The 18,565-nt window shown below is 71.4% G+C and carries 11 protein-coding genes; all 11 read right to left on the bottom strand.

Going from position 1 to position 18,565, the window contains the following annotated elements:
• Positions 1-25 precede the first annotated feature (25 nt).
• Positions 26-1,219 carry an elongation factor Tu gene (gene tuf, locus AC0NZN_RS08885; RefSeq protein ID WP_320943250.1) on the bottom strand — a complete coding sequence of 398 codons (1,194 nt, stop codon included), beginning with the start codon at positions 1,217-1,219 and terminating at the stop codon, positions 26-28.
• A gap of 153 nt (positions 1,220-1,372) precedes the next feature.
• Positions 1,373-3,487 carry an elongation factor G gene (gene fusA / locus AC0NZN_RS08880; protein ID WP_474591929.1) on the bottom strand — a complete coding sequence of 705 codons (2,115 nt, stop codon included), beginning with the start codon at positions 3,485-3,487 and terminating at the stop codon, positions 1,373-1,375.
• 78 nt (positions 3,488-3,565) lie between these two features.
• Positions 3,566-4,036 carry a 30S ribosomal protein S7 gene (rpsG, locus tag AC0NZN_RS08875; protein WP_474591928.1) on the bottom strand — a complete coding sequence of 157 codons (471 nt, stop codon included), beginning with the start codon at positions 4,034-4,036 and terminating at the stop codon, positions 3,566-3,568.
• 5 nt (positions 4,037-4,041) lie between these two features.
• Positions 4,042-4,410: a 30S ribosomal protein S12 gene (rpsL, locus tag AC0NZN_RS08870; protein WP_286288009.1), complete on the bottom strand. Its 369-nt coding sequence runs from the start codon at positions 4,408-4,410 to the stop codon at positions 4,042-4,044.
• Between the two features lie 238 nt (positions 4,411-4,648).
• On the bottom strand, positions 4,649-4,954 hold the full coding sequence (locus AC0NZN_RS08865; protein ID WP_474591927.1) for a hypothetical protein: 306 nt from the start codon (positions 4,952-4,954) through the stop codon (positions 4,649-4,651).
• Positions 4,951-6,507 (bottom strand): DUF5684 domain-containing protein, encoded by a 1,557-nt coding sequence (locus tag AC0NZN_RS08860; RefSeq protein ID WP_474591926.1) that lies wholly within the window; start codon positions 6,505-6,507, stop codon positions 4,951-4,953. Before AC0NZN_RS08860 ends, AC0NZN_RS08865 begins: the two co-directional genes overlap by 4 nt.
• Positions 6,504-8,972, bottom strand: a complete 2,469-nt coding sequence (locus tag AC0NZN_RS08855) for a transglutaminase domain-containing protein (RefSeq protein ID WP_474591925.1) — start codon at positions 8,970-8,972, stop codon at positions 6,504-6,506. Before AC0NZN_RS08855 ends, AC0NZN_RS08860 begins: the two co-directional genes overlap by 4 nt.
• Complete coding sequence (locus tag AC0NZN_RS08850) at positions 8,969-10,351, bottom strand: DUF58 domain-containing protein (protein WP_474591924.1); 1,383 nt, start codon at positions 10,349-10,351, stop codon at positions 8,969-8,971. Before AC0NZN_RS08850 ends, AC0NZN_RS08855 begins: the two co-directional genes overlap by 4 nt.
• Position 10,352: 1 nt before the next feature.
• Positions 10,353-11,321 (bottom strand): AAA family ATPase, encoded by a 969-nt coding sequence (locus AC0NZN_RS08845; protein ID WP_474591923.1) that lies wholly within the window; start codon positions 11,319-11,321, stop codon positions 10,353-10,355.
• A 46-nt stretch (positions 11,322-11,367) separates the two neighbouring features.
• Positions 11,368-17,313, bottom strand: a complete 5,946-nt coding sequence (locus tag AC0NZN_RS08840; protein ID WP_474591922.1) for an Ig-like domain-containing protein — start codon at positions 17,311-17,313, stop codon at positions 11,368-11,370.
• Complete coding sequence (locus tag AC0NZN_RS08835) at positions 17,310-18,437, bottom strand: serine/threonine-protein kinase (protein WP_474591921.1); 1,128 nt, start codon at positions 18,435-18,437, stop codon at positions 17,310-17,312. The genes AC0NZN_RS08840 and AC0NZN_RS08835 overlap by 4 nt, the downstream gene beginning before the upstream one ends.
• Between the last annotated feature and the right edge of the window lie 128 nt (positions 18,438-18,565).

The following is an 18,565-nucleotide window of genomic DNA, read 5'->3' as shown; positions in this document are numbered from 1 at the left end:
ACCCCTCTCGTGAAGTCGCGAGGACTTACTTGATGATCTTCGTCACCGTGCCGGCGCCGACGGTGCGGCCACCCTCACGGATCGCGAAGCCGAGGCCCTCTTCCATGGCGATCGGCTGGATGAGCTCGACCGTCATGTCCGTGGTGTCGCCGGGCATGACCATCTCGGTGCCCTCGGGCAGCGAGATGACGCCGGTGACGTCCGTGGTGCGGAAGTAGAACTGCGGGCGGTAGTTCGTGTAGAAGGGGTTGTGACGGCCACCCTCCTCCTTGGACAGGATGTACGCCGTGCCCTCGAAGTTGGTGTGCGGCGTGACCGAACCCGGCTTCACGACGACCTGGCCGCGCTCGACGTCGTCACGCTTGGTGCCGCGCAGGAGCAGACCACAGTTCTCGCCGGCCCAGGCCTCGTCGAGCTGCTTGTGGAACATCTCGATACCGGTGACGATCGTCTTCTGCGTCGGGCGCAGACCCACGATCTCGACCTCGGAGTTGATGGCGAGCGTGCCGCGCTCGGCGCGACCCGTCACGACCGTGCCGCGGCCCGTGATGGTGAAGACGTCTTCGATCGGCATGAGGAACGGCTTGTCCTTGTCGCGCACCGGGTCCGGGATGGACTCGTCGACGGCCTCCATGAGGTCGAGGATCGACTGGGTCCAGGCCTCATCGCCCTCGAGAGCCTTCAGGCCCGAGACGCGCACGACCGGGGCGTTGTCGCCGTCGAAGTCCTGCGACGACAGCAGCTCGCGGACCTCGAGCTCGACGAGCTCCAGGATCTCCTCGTCGTCGACCATGTCGGCCTTGTTCAGCGCGACGAGCAGGTAAGGCACGCCGACCTGCTTGGCGAGCAGCACGTGCTCGCGCGTCTGCGCCATCGGGCCGTCGGTGGCGGCGACCACGAGGATCGCGCCGTCCATCTGAGCGGCACCGGTGATCATGTTCTTGATGTAGTCGGCGTGACCCGGGGCGTCCACGTGGGCGTAGTGACGCTTCGGGGTCTCGTACTCGACGTGCGAGATGTTGATCGTGATGCCGCGCTGGCGCTCCTCGGGAGCCGAGTCGATCGACGCGAAGTCACGCTGGACGTTGGTGGCCGACGGGTACTTGTCGGCGAGCACCTTCGAGATGGCGGCGGTGAGCGTCGTCTTGCCGTGGTCGACGTGACCGATCGTTCCGATGTTCACGTGCGGCTTGGTCCGCTCGAACTTGGCCTTAGCCACTGGGTCCTCCTCAGGACGGTCGTGTAGACGAACCGGGCACTGGTTTGCGACCGGATCGCTACGGGGATTTCTCTAGCTTAGTAGAGGGGTTCTGTTGAAGCAGTGTGAAGTTGTGGATCCGGGATGCCGCGGGCCGCGGCATCCCGGAAGGACTCACTCGCCCTTGGTCTTCTGGACGATCTCGTCGGCGACGTTCCTCGGAACCTCCGAGTAGCTGTCGAACTCCATCGAGTAGACGGCACGGCCGGAGGTCTTCGAACGCAGGTCGCCGATGTAGCCGAACATCTCGGACAGCGGCACCAGGGCACGCACGACCTTGACGCCCTGGGCATCCTCCATCGACTGGATCTGGCCGCGGCGGCTGTTCAGGTCGCCGATGACGTCGCCCATGTACTCCTCGGGCGTACGCACCTCGACAGCCATGAGCGGCTCGAGGATGACCGGGTTCGCCTTGCGGACGGCCTCCTTGAAGCCCATCGAGCCGGCGATCTTGAACGCCATCTCGGAGGAGTCGACGTCGTGCGACGCGCCGTCCATGAGGATGGCCTTCACGCCGACCATCGGGTAGCCCGCAAGCACGCCGACGTTCATCGCGTCCTGGAAGCCCTGGTTCGTCGGCTCGATGTACTCGCGCGGGATGCGGCCACCACTGACCTTGTTCTCGAACTCGTACGTCTTGTCGGCCGTGATCTCGAGAGGCTCGAGCGCGAACTGGATCTTCGCGAACTGGCCCGAACCACCGGTCTGCTTCTTGTGCGTGTAGTCGTGACGCTCGACGATCTTGCGGATCGTCTCGCGGTACGCGACCTGCGGCTTGCCGACGTTGGCCTCGACCTTGAACTCGCGCTTCATGCGGTCCACGAGGATGTCGAGGTGCAGCTCGCCCATGCCCTTGATGACCGTCTGGCCGGTCTCCGAGTTCTGCTCGACGCGGAACGTCGGGTCCTCCTCGGCGAGCTTCTGGATCGCGAGACCCAGCTTCTCCTGGTCGGCCTTGGTCTTGGGCTCGATCGCGACCTCGATGACCGGCTCCGGGAACGTCATCGACTCGAGGACGACCTGGTTGGCGCTGTCGGACAGCGTGTCGCCCGTCGTGGTGTCCTTGAGGCCGATGACCGCGTAGATGTGGCCCGCGGTGACAGAGTCGACCGGCATCTCCTTGTTGGCGTGCATCTGGAAGATCTTCCCGATGCGCTCCTTCTTGCCCTTGGTCGCGTTCACGATCTGCGCGCCCGAGTCGAGGTGGCCCGAGTAGACGCGGATGTAGGTGAGGCGGCCGAAGAACGGGTGCGTCACGATCTTGAACGCGAGGGCCGTGAAGGGCTCGTCGCGGTCGGCGTGACGCTCGATGATGATCTCTTCGTTCTTCGGGTCCTTGGCCTCGATCGACGGGACGTCGAGCGGCGACGGCAGGTAGTCCACGACCGCGTCCAGCATCGGCTGCACGCCGCGGTTCTTGAACGCCGAGCCGCAGAGGACCGGGTAAAGCTCCGAGGCGATGGTGAGCTTGCGGATCGCGGCCTTGATCTCGGCGACCGTCAGCTCCTCGCCGCCGAAGTGCTTCTCGAGAAGCTCCTCGTCGGACTCGGCGACGGTCTCGAGCAGGATCTCGCGGTACTCCGCGGCCTTGTCGGCCAGCTCGGCCGGGATCTCCTGGATCTCGTACTTGGCGCCCATGGTCACGTCGCCCTTGGCATCGCCGGGCCACACCAGCGCACGCATCTCGACGAGGTCGACGACGCCGACGAAGTCGCTCTCCGAGCCGATGGGCAGCTGCAGCACGAGCGGCTTGGCCTTCAGACGGTTGACGATGGTGTCGACCGTGAAGTAGAAGTCGGCGCCCAGCTTGTCCATCTTGTTGACGAAGCAGATGCGGGGGACGTCGTACTTGTCGGCCTGACGCCAGACGGTCTCGGACTGGGGCTCGACGCCCTCCTTGCCGTCGAAGACGGCGACCGCGCCATCGAGGACGCGCAGCGACCGCTCGACCTCGACCGTGAAGTCGACGTGGCCGGGCGTGTCGATGATGTTGATCTGGTTCTTGTTCCAGAAGCACGTGACGGCGGCCGACGTGATCGTGATGCCGCGCTCCTGCTCCTGCTCCATCCAGTCGGTGGTGGCGGCGCCGTCGTGCGTCTCGCCGATCTTGTGGTTGACGCCCGTGTAGAACAGGATGCGCTCGGTCGTCGTCGTCTTGCCGGCATCGATGTGCGCCATGATGCCGATGTTGCGGACCTTGTTGAGGTCGGTGAGCACTTCTTGTGCCACGGGGTGTCCTTACTTGTGGTGTCGGGTGCGCTCGCCGGGCCCGGGACCGTCCTGCGGTTCCCGGACCCGGCGAAGCGATTACCAGCGGTAGTGGGCGAAGGCGCGGTTCGACTCGGCCATCTTGTGGGTGTCCTCGCGGCGCTTGACCGCGGCACCCAGGCCGTTCGAGGCATCCAGGATCTCGTTCTGGAGGCGCTCGGTCATCGTCTTCTCACGACGACCCTTCGCGTAGCTGACGAGCCAGCGCAGGGCGAGCGTGTTGGCGCGGTGAGGCTTGACCTCGACCGGCACCTGGTAGGTCGAGCCGCCGACGCGGCGGCTCTTGACCTCGAGGGTCGGGCGCACGTTGTCGAGCGCCTTCTTCAGCGTGGCGACGGCATCCTGGCCGTTCTTCGCCTCGACGCCCTGAAGAGCGGTGTAGACGATCGACTCGGCGAGCGACTTCTTGCCGTCGACGAGGATCTTGTTCACGAGCTGCGTGACGATCGGAGCGCCGTAGACCGGGTCGTTGACGACGGGGCGCTTCGGGGCGGGTCCCTTGCGAGGCATCTAACTCAACCCTTCTTCGCGCCGTAGCGGCTGCGAGCCTGCTTACGGTTCTTGACGGCCTGCGTGTCGAGCGCGCCGCGGATGATCTTGTAGCGGACACCGGGGAGGTCCTTCACACGACCGCCGCGGACGAGCACCAGCGAGTGCTCCTGCAGGTTGTGGCCCTCACCGGGGATGTACGCCGTGACCTCGGTGCCGTTGCGGAGCTTGACACGGGCGACCTTGCGCATCGCCGAGTTCGGCTTCTTCGGGGTGGTGGTGTACACGCGGGTGCACACGCCGGCCTGCTGCGGGTTCGACTTCAGTGCGGGCGCCTTGGTCTTCGAGACCTTGGGCGAACGACCCTTGCGAACCAACTGCTGAATGGTTGGCACGTTCTCTCCTATGTATTGCTGCACGGTGACAGCGTCGTGGTTTCACCACAGATCCACCCGCGCTTTGCAGCGCTCTTATCGGAGTGGATATGCCGTGGGGGCGACCTGTTCGCAGGCCGATCCCTGAGATGCGGCGAACAGCAGCCGGCTGCGGTGCCGGGGCACAGCGGACGGCGCGCAATGCGCACACTGACCCAATGATACCCGCCGCCGGGCGTGTCGGCAAACGAGCGCGGGTTCAGCGCTGTGCGCGGGGGACGATCACGGGATCGGCCGGGCGCGGGCGGTACACGGTGTTCTCCGGCTGACCGCTCGAGGCGGTGCGGCGGGACGGCGACGGCGCGACGGCGGGCTTGTCGCGGACCACGGCTCGGCCGCTCGGGCGCGGACGGATGACGGTCTCGTCGATGGCCTGGGACGCCTCCGTGCCGTCGGGGGCGGACTGTTCCGCCTCCGGTCGTCGCCGCCGCCCGAGCACTGTCGCGTCGCCGCGGTCGCCCCCGCGGCTGCGAGCGACGGTGTCGTCATCGTCGAGATCGGTCACGGCTCTGTGCGGATCAGGCGGAGCTCGGCATCCCCGAGCAGGAATCGCTCCCCGATCGTGCCCGTGCCGCTCTCGCCGATCTCGATCTCGGCGCCGTCGGCGGCGACCAGCGCCACCCCGTTCGTCGAGGCGAGGTCGGCCACGGTCCACACGTCGTCGTGGCGCTCGAGCCGCGCGTGGGTCTTGGACATCGTGCGCGTCTCGTCGGCGACCGGCACGAGCTGGGCACCCGGATGCCGCGCGTCGGCGACGGGACGGCGACCGACGATCACGACGTCGGAGACGAGCGGGATGGCGGCCCCCAGCGGGGGGATCAGCATCCATCGCGGGCGTCGCCGCGGCGCGATGATCGTCTCGTCCGGCAGCCCGTCGTCCGGGACCTCCGGCGCGCTGCGCTGCGCGGAGACCGACGACCGCGCGGACATCGGCCCACCGAGCGCGGGAGCCCCCACGACCGCGGAGACCTCGCCGGACGTGTCTTCGGCGTCGGAGGGCGATGCGTCATCCGGCTTCGCCCACGGGTCGCGGGCGACGGCGGACGCCGCGGATGCGGGAACGCTGCTGATCGGCGCCCGGCGCGGTCCGGGAGGCGGCGAGCCTGCCGACGTCGTGCCGACGATCCGCGCGTGGTCGCCCCCGGAGTAATCGCCGAAGTACTCCTCGTCGAGGTCGTCGAACTCGTCCTCGAAGCCGGAGGTCGCCGGAGCGGGCGGTCGCGGCGCGAAGGCGGAGAGAGGGGTGCGCGACGGGGCCGGGGCCGGGGCGACGTCTGCCCGGGAGTCGTCGGCGGGCCGCGCCGGGGCCGGGGCGGGGGCGAGGTCTGCCCGGGGGTCGTCGGCGGGCCGCGCCGGGGCCGGGGCGGGGGCGACGTCTGCCCGGGGCTCGTCGGCGGGCCGCGCCGGGGCGGGGGCGACGTCTGCCCGGGGGTCGTCGGCGGGCCGCGCGGGGGCCGGCGTGAACCCGGCCCGGGGCTCGAAGGAAGGAGCAGCCGGAGCGGGCGCAACGTCGGAGACGGGAGCCGCCACGGGCGGAGCGGCAGCGGTCACGGCCGGCGCCGGACGCGGTGCCGGAGACGGAACGGGCGCGAAGCCGGACGGTTCGTGGGGCTCAGGGGACACGGCATCCCATCCCCCGGCGAGGCGGGCGTCGAGATCGGCGTTCGCCGTCCTCAGCGAGCCACGGCTCGGACCGCCGAGCCAGCGCGCCGAGCCCCAGCCGAGGATGCTGAACCAGATGAGCGGGAGGAGGACGGCCAGGACCGTCATCCCTCCCCCATGGCCGAACGACCGGCTGATCCGGTAGTACGCGACGATCAGGATGATGAAGACGGCGACCTCGCCGACGACCGGGATGAGCAGCAGGAGGATGTTCCACCCCGACAGCCCGCCGAGCTCCAGCAGCACGAAGATGTTGAGGAACGGCACCCACGCCTTCCATCCGCGCTCGCCGGCCTTGCGGAACACGGCCGAGAGGGCCAGCCCCATCCAGGCATATGCCGCGACGGCGATCAGCATCTCGACGATCAGCGCCGAGGTGTAGGCGGATTCGTTCATGTCGTGGGACGCCGGCGATCGGCGTCGTCTCCTCTCCGGTCCGACGCGAATGATGACAACGATACGGCCGCCCGCAGACGTCGCCACACCGTGCGCCCCGCCCCGAGCGCACGGCGCTCGCCGTCGACGATCGCCCAGAACGCGTCGGAGTCCGCGCCGCTCGGCTCCACGTCCGAGAACGTGGCCCGGTCGGCATCCATCGCGAGCACCGTCGCACCGGAAGCGGCATACACGTTCGCGAGCTCCGTGCGGGTGCGGACGCCGGGATGCGGCATCCCATAGTCGACCGCTGTGTCGACGAACTCGTCCCAGCCGGTGGCGAACCGCACCCGGGGAGTCGGTGCACGCCTGCGGCGACGGCGGCGGACGGCCTTCAGCCCGACGATCCCGAGGAACGGGGACGCCATCAGCGCCAGACCCACCGTGGCGACCCCCGCGACCCGCAGGCCGGCCCACAGCGGCTCGAGGTCGACCGCATCGTCGGATCGGCTCTCGGTGTTCGCGGCATCCTGATGCACGGGATCAGGCGGCACGACCTCGTGCGCGGTCTGCGGTCGCACATCCGTGGCATTCTCAGGGTCGCGCTCGCGGGTCGTCGTCGGATCGAGCCCGTTCTCGTGCTGCGGCGTGGCGTCGACGGCGACCCACGAGCCGTCCCGGTCGCGCACCTCGGTCCAGGCCGCGAGGTCGCCGCCGGTGCACACTCCGCCGCCGCACGCCGGAAGGTCGGATCCCGTGAGCCGGACCCCGACGACCACGCGCGCGGGGAAGCCGAGTGCCTGCGCGAGCAGGGCGGCCGCGACGGCGAACTGTTCGTCGTCGCCGACGGCCGCGACCAGGGCCGCGCTTCCCGAACCTCCGCTCGATGCGCCCGCGTCGACGGCCGGCGTGGTGCGCGCGACGGCGTTGCGGCGGTCGATGAGCGACCGGAAGAGCTCATCCATGCGGGCCAGCGAGTGACCGGCTGCGCTCGGCTGGAAGACGTACGCATCGCCGAGAGGACGCTCCCAGGCCGCGCCGCCATCGGACACCGCCAGCGCATGGCTCAGATAACCGCGGGCGCGAAGACGTTGCAGAAGAGCCTGCAGACCGGCGCCATCTCGCGTGACATGCTGGGCCGCGATCCAGTCCGTGAGGCTCTGGGGCAGCGCGACATCGGGTCGGGCGCCGGACGGCTGCAGGGCCGCGAGGCTGCGCGGGGGCGCGGCGGTGGCGGACAGGTCGTAGATCGCGCCTTCCCGCAAGCCCGCGGTGTCGACAGCGGCCGCCGCCGATTCGTCGTAATAGAACGCATCGTCGAGCGCCGCGGCATCCATCCCGCTGAAATCGATGCGCGCGAGCGACCCGAAGGTGGGCAGCCAGATGCCGCGCAGACCCGCCACCCGGATACGGATGGTGGACGAGGCTCCGGGATCGGGGTCACGGCCGTCCGGCACGCGCGTGAACAGGCCGTCACCGCCGTCCACCCGGTACTCGGCACCGTCGTAGGACGTGAGGGTGGCGAGGCGGATGCGGTCGGGCAGGGGTCCGCTCACGCGCTGGACGGAGAAGAGCGGGGCTGCGAAGGCGGCGTCGCCGAAGCTGGTCCGATAGGCGGTGAGCGGGCTCACCGACGAGCGGATGGCCTCCTCGGGACCGGTCGCCGTGCGCAGCACGTCCCGGGTCCGCCCCTCCGCGACGAGCGGGGTCAGCGCGGTGCCCGCGACGACGGCGACGACCAGCATCCCGGCGGCGAGCGCGCTCCGCCGGACGTGAGCGCCCGTCGCCCTCCGGGCCACGCGAATGCCGCTCGCATCCGCCACGCGGAGCAAGGCCTCGCGGCGCTGCTCGCGCGTGCGCCACGAGAGCCAGCCGACGGAGACGACGAGCGCGAGAGCCCCGACAGCGAGCTCGCGGGGAGCAGGCACGACGAGACCGGCCAGGCGCAGCGGGTCGCTCAGGGTCGATGACCCGAAGAGCAGACCGAAGACCGACATGGCGATGGCGGGCGCCGCGGCCCAGGTGCTCCGTGCGTCTTTCCGCCAGGCGAGCAGGAGCGCGCTCAGCGTTCCGCCGAAGAGGACCGCGAGCGCGGGGACGAGGAGGTTGCGATAGGCGCCGACAGGCAGGTCGACGGTGAGCAGGTCCTTCCAGCCTGTGACGAGCCCCGACGCCGACTGCCGCAGAGCCTCGACCACGCCGGCGGGAGTCGGCGTGAGCGGCACCGCGAATGCGACCGAGAGCATGACGAGGGCGACAGTGGCGACGAGGACGACGAGCCACGCGGGCCATCGCCAGATGCGGGACGCCGCGGCCGCGAGGAAGGCCGCCGCGACCGCAGCCACGGCGAGCCGGAGGTAGGCCGGGGCGAACGGCACCCCGTAGATCGGTGCCGCGGCGAACACCGCCAGCGCAGCCATGGCGAGGACGTAGAGGCTCCCCACCCCGACGATGCGCGTGCGCAGGACGGAGAAGTCGGGCCTCACGACTGGACTCCGCGGGCGAGAAGGCCCGACAGGTCATCGAGCACGCCGACCGTGAGCACGGTGAGGGCGCCCATCGGCCGGCGCCGCGGGTGCGCGCGCTCGTCGCACACGACGCCCACGACGGCGGTGTCCATCGGGAAGGCGAGCGCGGCCCTCCGCAGGCGCTCGATCGGCACGTTCGAGCCGCAGACCAGGAACGAGAGCGACAGGTCGGGCATCGTCTCGACGACGAGGCGGCACACCTCTTCGAGCGGCATGGTCCGCTCCAGAGCCGACAGGCGCGAGAACTCGTCGAGCAGTGTCCTCGGGGTGGGTGCCGAGAGCGTCCGGATGGCCCGCATCCTGCCCTGCGCGACCCGCGGGATCTCCGCGCCGGACATGACATCGATGTCGCGCCCGTCGCGCAGCGCCTGGACCGCGAGGGATGCCGCGACCGAGACGCCGAGCTCGAACTCGTCCTCGGAGGCGTAGTCCGATTCGGCGAGACTCATCACGACGGCAAGACGGGCGCGCAGCGTCTCCTCGAACTGACGGACCATGAGTCGACCGGTCTTCGCCGTCGACTTCCAATGGATCTGCCGGCGGGCGTCGCCCGGCGTGTACTCGCGGATCGCGTGGAAGGAGATGTCCGAGTCGACGAGGCGCCGGCTCGCGCTGCCCTCGAGGTCGCGCACGAGTCCCGCGCTCGTCGCGGGAACCGTGACCGTGCGCGGATGGACGTAGAGCTCGTGCACGTCGTCCCATTCGCGCTCCCGGCGGACGAGGCCCACCGGGTCGGTCCTGATCGTGACAGCCGGGCCGACGGGGATCACCCCGCGGCGCAGAGCCGGAATCGACACGCTGCGGTCGATCGCGTGCCCTGGCCTCAGCAGCGGGACCGCGACTTCGACGAGCCCGTCGCCGATCGGGAGGTCGACGCGTCCGGGGAGCGCCGTCGTCCGGGCGGTGTTGCGCACTCGCAGCTGCGCGTCGACGGTCGAGCCCGCGACGACATGCTCGTGGGCGACGTCGAGGGCCACGTCGTATCCGCGCGCGCCGAAGAGGAACGGCACGGACAGCGCGAGAAGCACGAGCGCCGAGATCGACGCGACGATGGCCTCGACCCATCCGAAGACCAGCCCGGCTGCGAGCCCGGCGGTGGCCGCGGCGACCACGAGCCATCCCGCCGGTGCGACGGTCGACCCGACCTCCCGGGCGGCGGCGGCCGTCGCATCCCGCGCCCTCCCCCAGCCCGCAGCCACGACGACAGCCGCGCGCATGAGACGCGGACGGCCGGTCGTCGTCACGCGCGTGCGCGACGCCGTCTCGGTGACGGCGGTGCGCCCGATGCCCGTGCGGGAGTCATCGGTGCGAGTGATGGCGGGGGTGGAGGGCGACATGTCAGACGACGACCTCGCGGTGGGTCGGCGGAGCGACGTCGAGCAGGACGCTTCCCACGACGGCCTCGGCGGTGACGCCGTCGAATTCGGCCTCGGGATGCAGGATCAGCCGGTGCGAGAGCACCGCGGTGGCGAGCGCCTTGACGTCGTCGGGAGTCGCATACGTGCGGCTCTGCGAGGCTGCGCGGGTACGCGTCGCGCGTGTGAGAGCGAGCGCACCGCGGATGCTGACGCCCAGACGCACCTGCTCGGCCGAGCGCGTCGCATCCACGATCCGCGCGATGTAGTCGAGGACGAGCGGGTCCACGTACACGTCCTGCGCGAGATCCGCCATGCCGACGAGCGCCTCCGGCATGATCACGGGATCGAGGTCCGCGGTCGCGACCGCCGCTCCGCCGAGGATCCGGACCGTCGCGGCGTGGTCCGGGTACCCGAGCGACGTCCGGAGGAGGAAGCGGTCGAGCTGAGCCTCCGGCAGCCGGTAGGTGCCGGCCTGCTCGACGGGGTTCTGGGTCGCGATCACGAGGAACGGGACGCCGACCGGCCGCGTGATCGCATCGACCGTGACGCGCCCCTCCTCCATGACCTCCAGCAGCGCGGCCTGGGTCTTGGGGCTCGCGCGGTTGATCTCGTCCGCGAGGACGATGTTGGCGAAGACCGGGCCCGCGTGGAACTCGAACTCCCCCGTCTTCTGGTCGTACACCGTGATGCCCGTGATGTCGCCCGGAAGGAGGTCGGGTGTGAACTGGATGCGCGTGTTGCTGCCTTGAACGGACTGAGCGAGAGCGCGGGCCAGCGACGTCTTGCCGGTGCCGGGCACATCCTCGAGCAGCACGTGGCCGTCGCTGAGCATCGCGGTGAGCACGAGTTCGATGACATGCCGCTTTCCGATCACCGACTGCTCGACGTTGTCGGCCAGCTGTCGGAAGGTGTCGGCGAACCACGTGGCCTGTTCCTGCGCGATGGTCATGGATGCTGCTCCGTCGGGGTCGTGTGGATGGGGTCGTCACCGGCGCTCACGGCGTCGGGGTCGGGCTCGGGCTGCTCGGCAGGTTCGGGTCGCACGTGCCGCCGAAGGTCGCCGCGGCGGGGGCCAGGCCCCAGTTCTGCGCCGACCAGTCGACCGTGACGGAGAGGCCTGCGACGCGAACGGCGCCGACGGGGACGTCGCCGTTCGAGGCCGCCGTGAGCACCCCGCCGTTCGCGTCGTAGTAGACGGTCGCGGTACGGTCCACGGTGACGGCGGCGAGGCCTCCCGTCGAAGACGTCGAGATGCCGAGCGGAGAGCCGCCGGTACAGGCCGAGACTGCCCAGCGCGCCTGCACCTGGTAGGGGGCGCTGCCGGCGCGCGGGGCGACGCCGACCCACGCGGACTGCGTGCCGAGCACGTCGTTGACGAATCGCACCCGGATGCCGGGGTCGCGGTCGAAGACCGTCGACGGCCAGGCGTCGAACTCCGGCTGGCTGTTGCGCGGCACGCGCTGCGACGAGGTCGGCGCATCCCGAACGATCCACTGGGCGAGCCCCGGCGACATCTGCGGCGCCGGCGCGACCTGGAAGGTGTAGCCGCTCGGCAGCTGGGTCTGCACGGCGTTGACGCTGGCGGTGGTCTCGACGCGACCGAACGAGTCGCCGCCGAACCAGGACTCCGCGCAGAGCCGGAAGGTGTACCGCGAGCCGGCCGGCAGCGACCGGAACACCGCCGTCGAGCCGCTCGTCGACACGGCGCACGGCTGTCCGTCGCGCACGATGCCGTAGCGGATCGTGGAACCGTCGCCTCCGGAGGACGCGGCGCCCGTCGCCGCGACATCGACCGTGTCGTCCGGATTGGCCGTGACGTCGAGCGTCAGGCGGGGCGCGACGGGCGCACCGATGCCGTTCGCGCTGATCGTGCGGGCGGCGCCGGACGGCGATCCGCCGAGCCCCGGCGGAAGGCCGAAGCGCGAGTACGGCGTCACGGTGACGGGTGTCGGGGCGTTGGAGCCCACACGGTACCGGTCCACGGTGACCGTCGAATCGCTGCGCCGCACGGGCACCTGCACCGTATCGCCCGTCGGGCTCGAGATCTGCAGCATGCCCGTCTGCGTCGGATCGATCCCTCTGACGGTGAGCGAGACGACGCCGCCGCTGCCGTCCGAGGTGACGACCGGTGCGGCCGTGACATCCGCGGGTGCGCCCGGGGAGGCGTACGCCCACGCGATCGTGGACGCGCTGCCTCGGGATTCGCCGACGGCGTTGACGGCCGTCGCCGTGTAGGTGCGCTCCTCGCCGTTGGGGGCGGTGATCGGCGGGCACACACCGGCCGCTGTGCAGGTCGCGACGACAGCTCCCTGCGAGCGGATCGTGAAGCCCGTGAGAGCGGGGTACGCGAGGCGGGCCTCGCCGGCATCCACCCTGAGGGTGAGCGTGCCGTCGCCGTAGGCCGTCTGCGACACGGCGGCCGGCGCCTTCGGATAACCCTGCAGGTCGAGGAGCGCGTGTCCGTCCCGCGCGCCCGCCGTGATGCGTCCCTGCGCGTCGCGCAGCACGAAGCTCGCCCCGCACGTCTGGCCCGGCGCATCCTGTGCCCACGACGCCTGGATGCTGGTCGCCGACACGGCGGAGAAGGTCACGCCCGCGCACGACGCATCGGCGGAGGCCGACACGACCTGCAGCGGGGTGCGCGGGAGCGGGTTGACCTCGCCCGTGGCGCCGACGACGGTGATCGTGCACGACGAGCCTGCGGCCTCGGTGCAGCGGCCGGCGGCCGTGCCGCCCTGCGGCAGCGTGCTCGGCGCCGCCCCGACACGCAGCACGAGCCGCGCCGGCGCGACGCCGGGATGGCTCGTGATCGCGATGACGGCGGCATCCTCCGCACCCGGCGTCGCCGTGTCGGCGCCGGTGACCGTGAGAGTCGTGCCCTTCAGCGCGATCTGGAACGACGACCCGGGCGGTGTGACGGCGTAGGCGATGTGGTCCCAGTCGGTGCGGCCCTGCCACGTGGTCATGGTCTTGAGGTCGTAGCCGACCGTCTCTCCCGGTCCGACGACGACTGCCGCTGCCCTGAGCTCCGGCTGCGGCGCGAGCGCCCGGATGCGGATCGGCACGGAGAGGTAGGTCCAGTCGTGGCGCGCGATGCCGTCACCGATCGTCCGCACGGGGACGATGCACGCGTCGGCCCAGGGCGCCCCGTCACCGGCGTCGTAGCGGATCGTCGTGCCGCTGCCGCGGGTGCAGAGCGCCCCCTTGCGGGCGCCGCTGGTGGCGATATCCGTCCCCACCTCCAGCCGGGCGCCCGGCGGCAGGCCGACGAGAGAGGCCATGTCCCACGTGACGGAGGCCTTCTCCGCGACCTCGGGCGTGCGCGCGCCCGCGCGCAGCGCGATCGTCAGGTCATCGCCGCCGGGGATGCGCAGGAATCCGTACGTGGTGACCGCCTCCCCGGTCGCGCCGGTGCCGGTGAGGGCGAACGGGATGACGCGAGCCTGCGCGGTGAGCGCGCCCTTCAGCCGGTTGCCGTCGACCGCGACCCCGTCGGGATCGCCCCAGAGGCTGAGTTTCAGGCGGCCGACATCTCCGCCCGACCACGACACCGCGCCGCTGACCACGTCGACGCCCGAGGAGAACCGGCTGCGCGTCTGCGCGGTGAGGACGGTGTCGGTGACGACGGGGTAGTCGGGCACCGCATCCCGGACCACTTTGACGACGATGAGGCCGCGCGCGGTGTTGCCGGTCGAGCTCTGCACGTCGTACAGGTAGGACATGGTCCCCGGCGAGTCGCCCGCGCCGATGTCCACCCCGGTCGCCGTGCGGCCGCGCAGCAGCGCCTCTTCGCGGGCGAACTCGGGGTTGGCCGATCCGTCCGAGAGGGTCTGCGCGACGCTCGGCCGCACGCCCGTGAGGCGCAGCGTTCCGCCGGTCGGATCGAGGTCGTTGGCGAGAGGGCTGACGTGGGCGACGCTGTCCACGCCGGCCTGCACATCGACGTAGTCGGTGAAGGTCACCGGGCTCGGGTTGGCCTCGGCATCCAGCACGCCGACCCGTGCCGTCGCGGTTCCGGTCATGCCCGAGCTGTCGACGACCTGATACGTGAACGACACCTGCCCGCGGAAGCCGGGCACGCCCGCGTAGACGAGCGATGCGCCGTCGGCCGAGAGGGTCGCCGACCCGCTCTCGGGCTGGGTCAGCACGCGGTCGAGCCGAACGGCGTCGCCGTCGGGGTCGACGCCGAACGAGGAGAACGGGAGGGTCGTGGTCTCCCCCGCGAGCGCGCGGCCCTCGAGGGTGACGGGCCGCGGCGCCCGGTTGTCCTTGTTCGAGATGACCGTCACGTGCACGGTGGCGGTGTCGGCAAGCGCAGGCGATCCGGATGCGTAGATCGCGTAGTCGACGCGGTACTCCCCGGGTGTGCTCGGCGCGAGGTAGCGCAGCATCCGCCCCGACGCGAACGCGAGCGCCTTCGGCGTCGACGATCGCACCGACGCCGGGTTGAGTGTCACCGTGCCCCCGGCGGCGGCCACGTCGTTGTCGAGGACGGGGATGTCGACCTGGGCGCCGGCGCGGACGACAACGGTGTCGTCGACGGCGATGGGCGCGAGCTCCGGCGCCGGCGGCAGGAGCGACACGGTCGCCTCTCCCTCGATACGCGCGCCCTGATCCTCGGTGCCGTCGGACACGATGTATCGCACCGTGCCCAGAGGCCCCGGTGCTCCCGAGGCGGTGGTTCCCGAGATGCGGAGGTAGCGCTGCCCGACGACGTCGACCGACAGGCTCGCGCCGGGCTCTGCGGCCGGCCGGATGTCGCTCAGCAGCAGCACGCGATGCGTCGGGTTCGCGACCGCTGCAAGGACGTCGACGGTGACGTCCTGCGTGGGGTGGACGAAGGCGACCACGGGCGCGGTCGCGAGCTGCGCCGGGGCGCCGCGGGGCAGCAGTGTGATCCGGACCGTGGCGCTCGCGTCACTGACCCCGTCCGACACCGTGTAGCCGACGCGGTACGTCCCCGGTGCCGCAGCCGACAGGTCGAACGTCGTGCCTCCCGCCGTCGGCACGGCCTGCGCAGCGGCGTCGTCGAGGACGTGCACGGCCGTGAGGACGAGTCGGCCCTGCGTGCCGGTCACGTGCGGCGCGACATCCACCGTCAGCCCCCCGCCCTGGGTGTCGGTGACCGCGAACGAGGAGGCGTTGATGCGGGGCTGTCCGGCGATGCGCACGGCGAGCTGCTTGGTCGCCTGACGCCCGCGGGTGTCGGCGACCGTGACCGTCAGCTCGACGACTTGGGGCCCTCCCTCGGAGGCGTTCGGGTGCTGATACACGACCTGCCCGGTCGGGGTGGCGGCCACCGAGCCGACGTCCGAGGGGTTGTCGACCGAGACGAGCATGAGCGGGTCGCCGTCGGGGTCCACCCACCCGTCGAGCACGGGCACCGACACCGTGCCGCCCGGGGCGACCTCGGGCGACGGCCACGTGGCGAGGCACCCCGCCACACCGCACCACTGCGGCGCTGTGTCCACCCCCTCGCCGGCCACGGTGAGAGTCACGGTCGTCGGCGTGGAGTACAGGCCGCCGTTCTGCGCGGTGCCGTCGGTGACGCGGTAGGAGAGGGTCGCGCTGCCCTGCGCGCCGGGTGCGACCTGCACCGCGAGACGCTGACCGTTGTCGGTGACGGTGAGCGTGCCGAACCGGGGATCGAGTCCGGTGACGCTCGTCGGATCGATGCTGAGGACGTCGTCGTTCGGGTCGTGGTCGTTCAGCAGCACCGGCAGGGCCGCGAGGCGTCCCGCCCGGACGCCGAACGCGTCCGGCTCGGCGACAGGCGGCCGCGGGTCGATGACGACGGCCGCCTTCTCCGCGGTCTGCTGCGTCTGCGGGGCGCGGTGCTGGTCGAGCGTCCAATCCTGGCTCGACGGCAGGAGCGCGCCGGTACGCCCGTCCCAGACCCACCCGCTGCGCGTGTCGTTCAGGATGAGGCTCGCGGCCGACGCCGTGAACACCGGCCGTCGCTCGTCGGAGAGCGTGCGTGCCCCGTAGGACAACTCGCTCTCGCCTCGATCGGACCGCCACATCGTGCCGGAGGTGCGGCCGAGCCAGGCCGCATGCACGACCCCGTCGAAGACGATCGGCCGCGCGGGCGCGCCCAGATCACGGTCGCCGCCACCGACGGCCCGGGAGGGCTGCGTCCCGTCCACCGGCAGCCGGACGAGCCCGGCCCCGTCCGCGACCCACGCCGCATCGGATCGCGCAGCGGCCCTGCCGGGTGCGAGGTCGCCGACGAACGAGACGGATGCGGGCGCCTCCGCGCCGCGCCGCCAGACCCGCTGCGCGGCTGCGTCAGCGAGGAACCACACGCCTCCCGCCGCTGTGAGGGCGAGCGTCGCATCTGCTGCCGGCGGCTTCGGCACCGAGTCGCGGCCGAGCACCCGCTCGGTCGGGATGGCGTAGCGCTCGACGACGCGGGATGCGGACGCGTAGGCGAAGAGCGTCCCCCCGTCGTCGACGGCGATCGCCGTCGCGGCGAGCGGGCGGTCGCCCGCATCCACCTGCACGGGTGAGGTCCCGAGCTCGCCCGCCCACACCGCCCCGCTGTCGGTGCGATACGCGACCCAGCGGCCGCCCGTGGCGACCTCGACCGTCCCTGCCGGTGTCGACGGCGCCGCACGCAGCGCCTCGTCGTCGAGGTTCGCGGGCAATGCCGCGTCGATGCGCGTCAGCTTTCCGAAGCTCTCGGAGAACAGGAACGCCCCCTCATCCGTCTGCGCCACCGCGGACGGATTCGCGACATCGCGCACGGTGTCCAGTTCACCGATCGCGGTGTTGACGCGGGCGTAATGCCGTCCGGATCCTGTCTGCAGCGCCCATACCGCGCTGTCCGCCGGCGGGGTCCGCTTCGCGTCGAGCCCGGGCCAGACAACGCTGACGACGACGATGGATGCGACGACCGCCGCCCCCGCCACGACCGCGGCGATCGTGCTCCGGCGCCTCAACGGCCGACCGCCTGCAGCCACCACGCTGCCCCCACGGCCAGCGCGGAGATCACCCCGGCGCCGAGAGCCCATGGCCAGACGGCCCGCCGGCGCGGCGTGGCGACCGACGTCGTCGAGTCCTCGTCACGGGCCTGCGTGAGGAGCGCGGCCGGCTCGCGCGTGCGCCGCGAGGTCGTGTGCTCGACCCTCGACCGCACCTCGCGGGGTGCGGCATCCGTGAAGTCGACGGCCGCCGCCCGCGGCGCCCACTCGTCGACCGCGACCTCGATCGGCGTCTGTGCCAGACCGACCCGGCGCTGCACCTCCTGCAGGGCCTCGGCGAAGGCGAGCGCGCTCGGGAAGCGGTCGGCCGGATCGCGCGCGAGCGCCTGGGCCAGGACACGCTGCAGCTCGTCGGGCACGTCCGTGCGGGGGATGCGGGGATAGGCGGCCCGCTCGATGCGACGCCGCAGCTGCTCCCGGGAGTTCTGCCCGGCCTCGGGCCGCTCGAACGGGCTGTGCCCGGCGAGCAGGGAGTAGACCGTCGCGCCGAGGCTCCAGATCTCGCTCGCGACGTTGCCGGGCGTGTGCTCGGCGACCACCTCGGGCGCGCTCCAGGGGACGCTCATCGCCAGGATCTCGTCGCCGTGTGTCGGCTTCAGCGCGGCCGAGATGCCGAAGTCGGCGAGCACGGGCACGCCGAAGCTCGTGATGAGGATGTTGCTGGGCTTCACGTCGCGATGGACGAGCCCCGCCCGATGCGCGGACTCGAGCGCACTCGCCATCCGCACGCCGATCGCGAGCACCTCGTCGACGGGGATCCGCTCGCGCCGGTAGCGCTGCGCCAGGGATCCCGGGCAGTACTCCATCACGATGTAGGCGCGGCCGTCGGCGGAGATGCCCGCCTGGTAGACGGTGACGATCGAGGGATGCGCGCTGAGGTGCGCGAGCACGTCGGCCTCGGAATTGAACATCCGGAGGAGTCCCGGATCGCTCACGTCGCTCGGCAGCACCTTCACCGCAACCGCACGACGGGGCATGTCCTGCTCGTAGAGGAAGACGTCGGCGAAGCCGCCCGAGCCGAGCGGACGAACGTATGCGAGCCCGGGAAGGATCGGGGGCGTCGACGGGAGGCGCTTCGGCATCGACCCCCCGACGTGCGTGCTGGTGAAGCCTCGGCAGGCCGGCGGCGAGGCCCGACCATGCTAACAAGGGCGGACGACCGAGCATCCGGGGGTTGTGGAGAACCGCTGGACGCGCGCGGCCCGGCGCC

Source organism: Microbacterium sp. sgz311019 (assembly GCF_056135325.1).
Note: the sequence above shows the minus strand (reverse complement) of the source record. Positions and strands in the feature narration are given on the sequence as shown.

Coding starts and splice junctions, on each gene's coding strand:
- rpsG (WP_474591928.1), bottom strand. CDS start 4,036: ATGCCTCGCAAGGGACCCGCCCCGAAGCGCCCCGTCGTCAACGACCCG.
- AC0NZN_RS08860 (WP_474591926.1), bottom strand. CDS start 6,507: ATGAACGAATCCGCCTACACCTCGGCGCTGATCGTCGAGATGCTGATC.
- AC0NZN_RS08850 (WP_474591924.1), bottom strand. CDS start 10,351: ATGTCGCCCTCCACCCCCGCCATCACTCGCACCGATGACTCCCGCACG.
- AC0NZN_RS08845 (WP_474591923.1), bottom strand. CDS start 11,321: ATGACCATCGCGCAGGAACAGGCCACGTGGTTCGCCGACACCTTCCGA.
- AC0NZN_RS08835 (WP_474591921.1), bottom strand. CDS start 18,437: ATGCCGAAGCGCCTCCCGTCGACGCCCCCGATCCTTCCCGGGCTCGCA.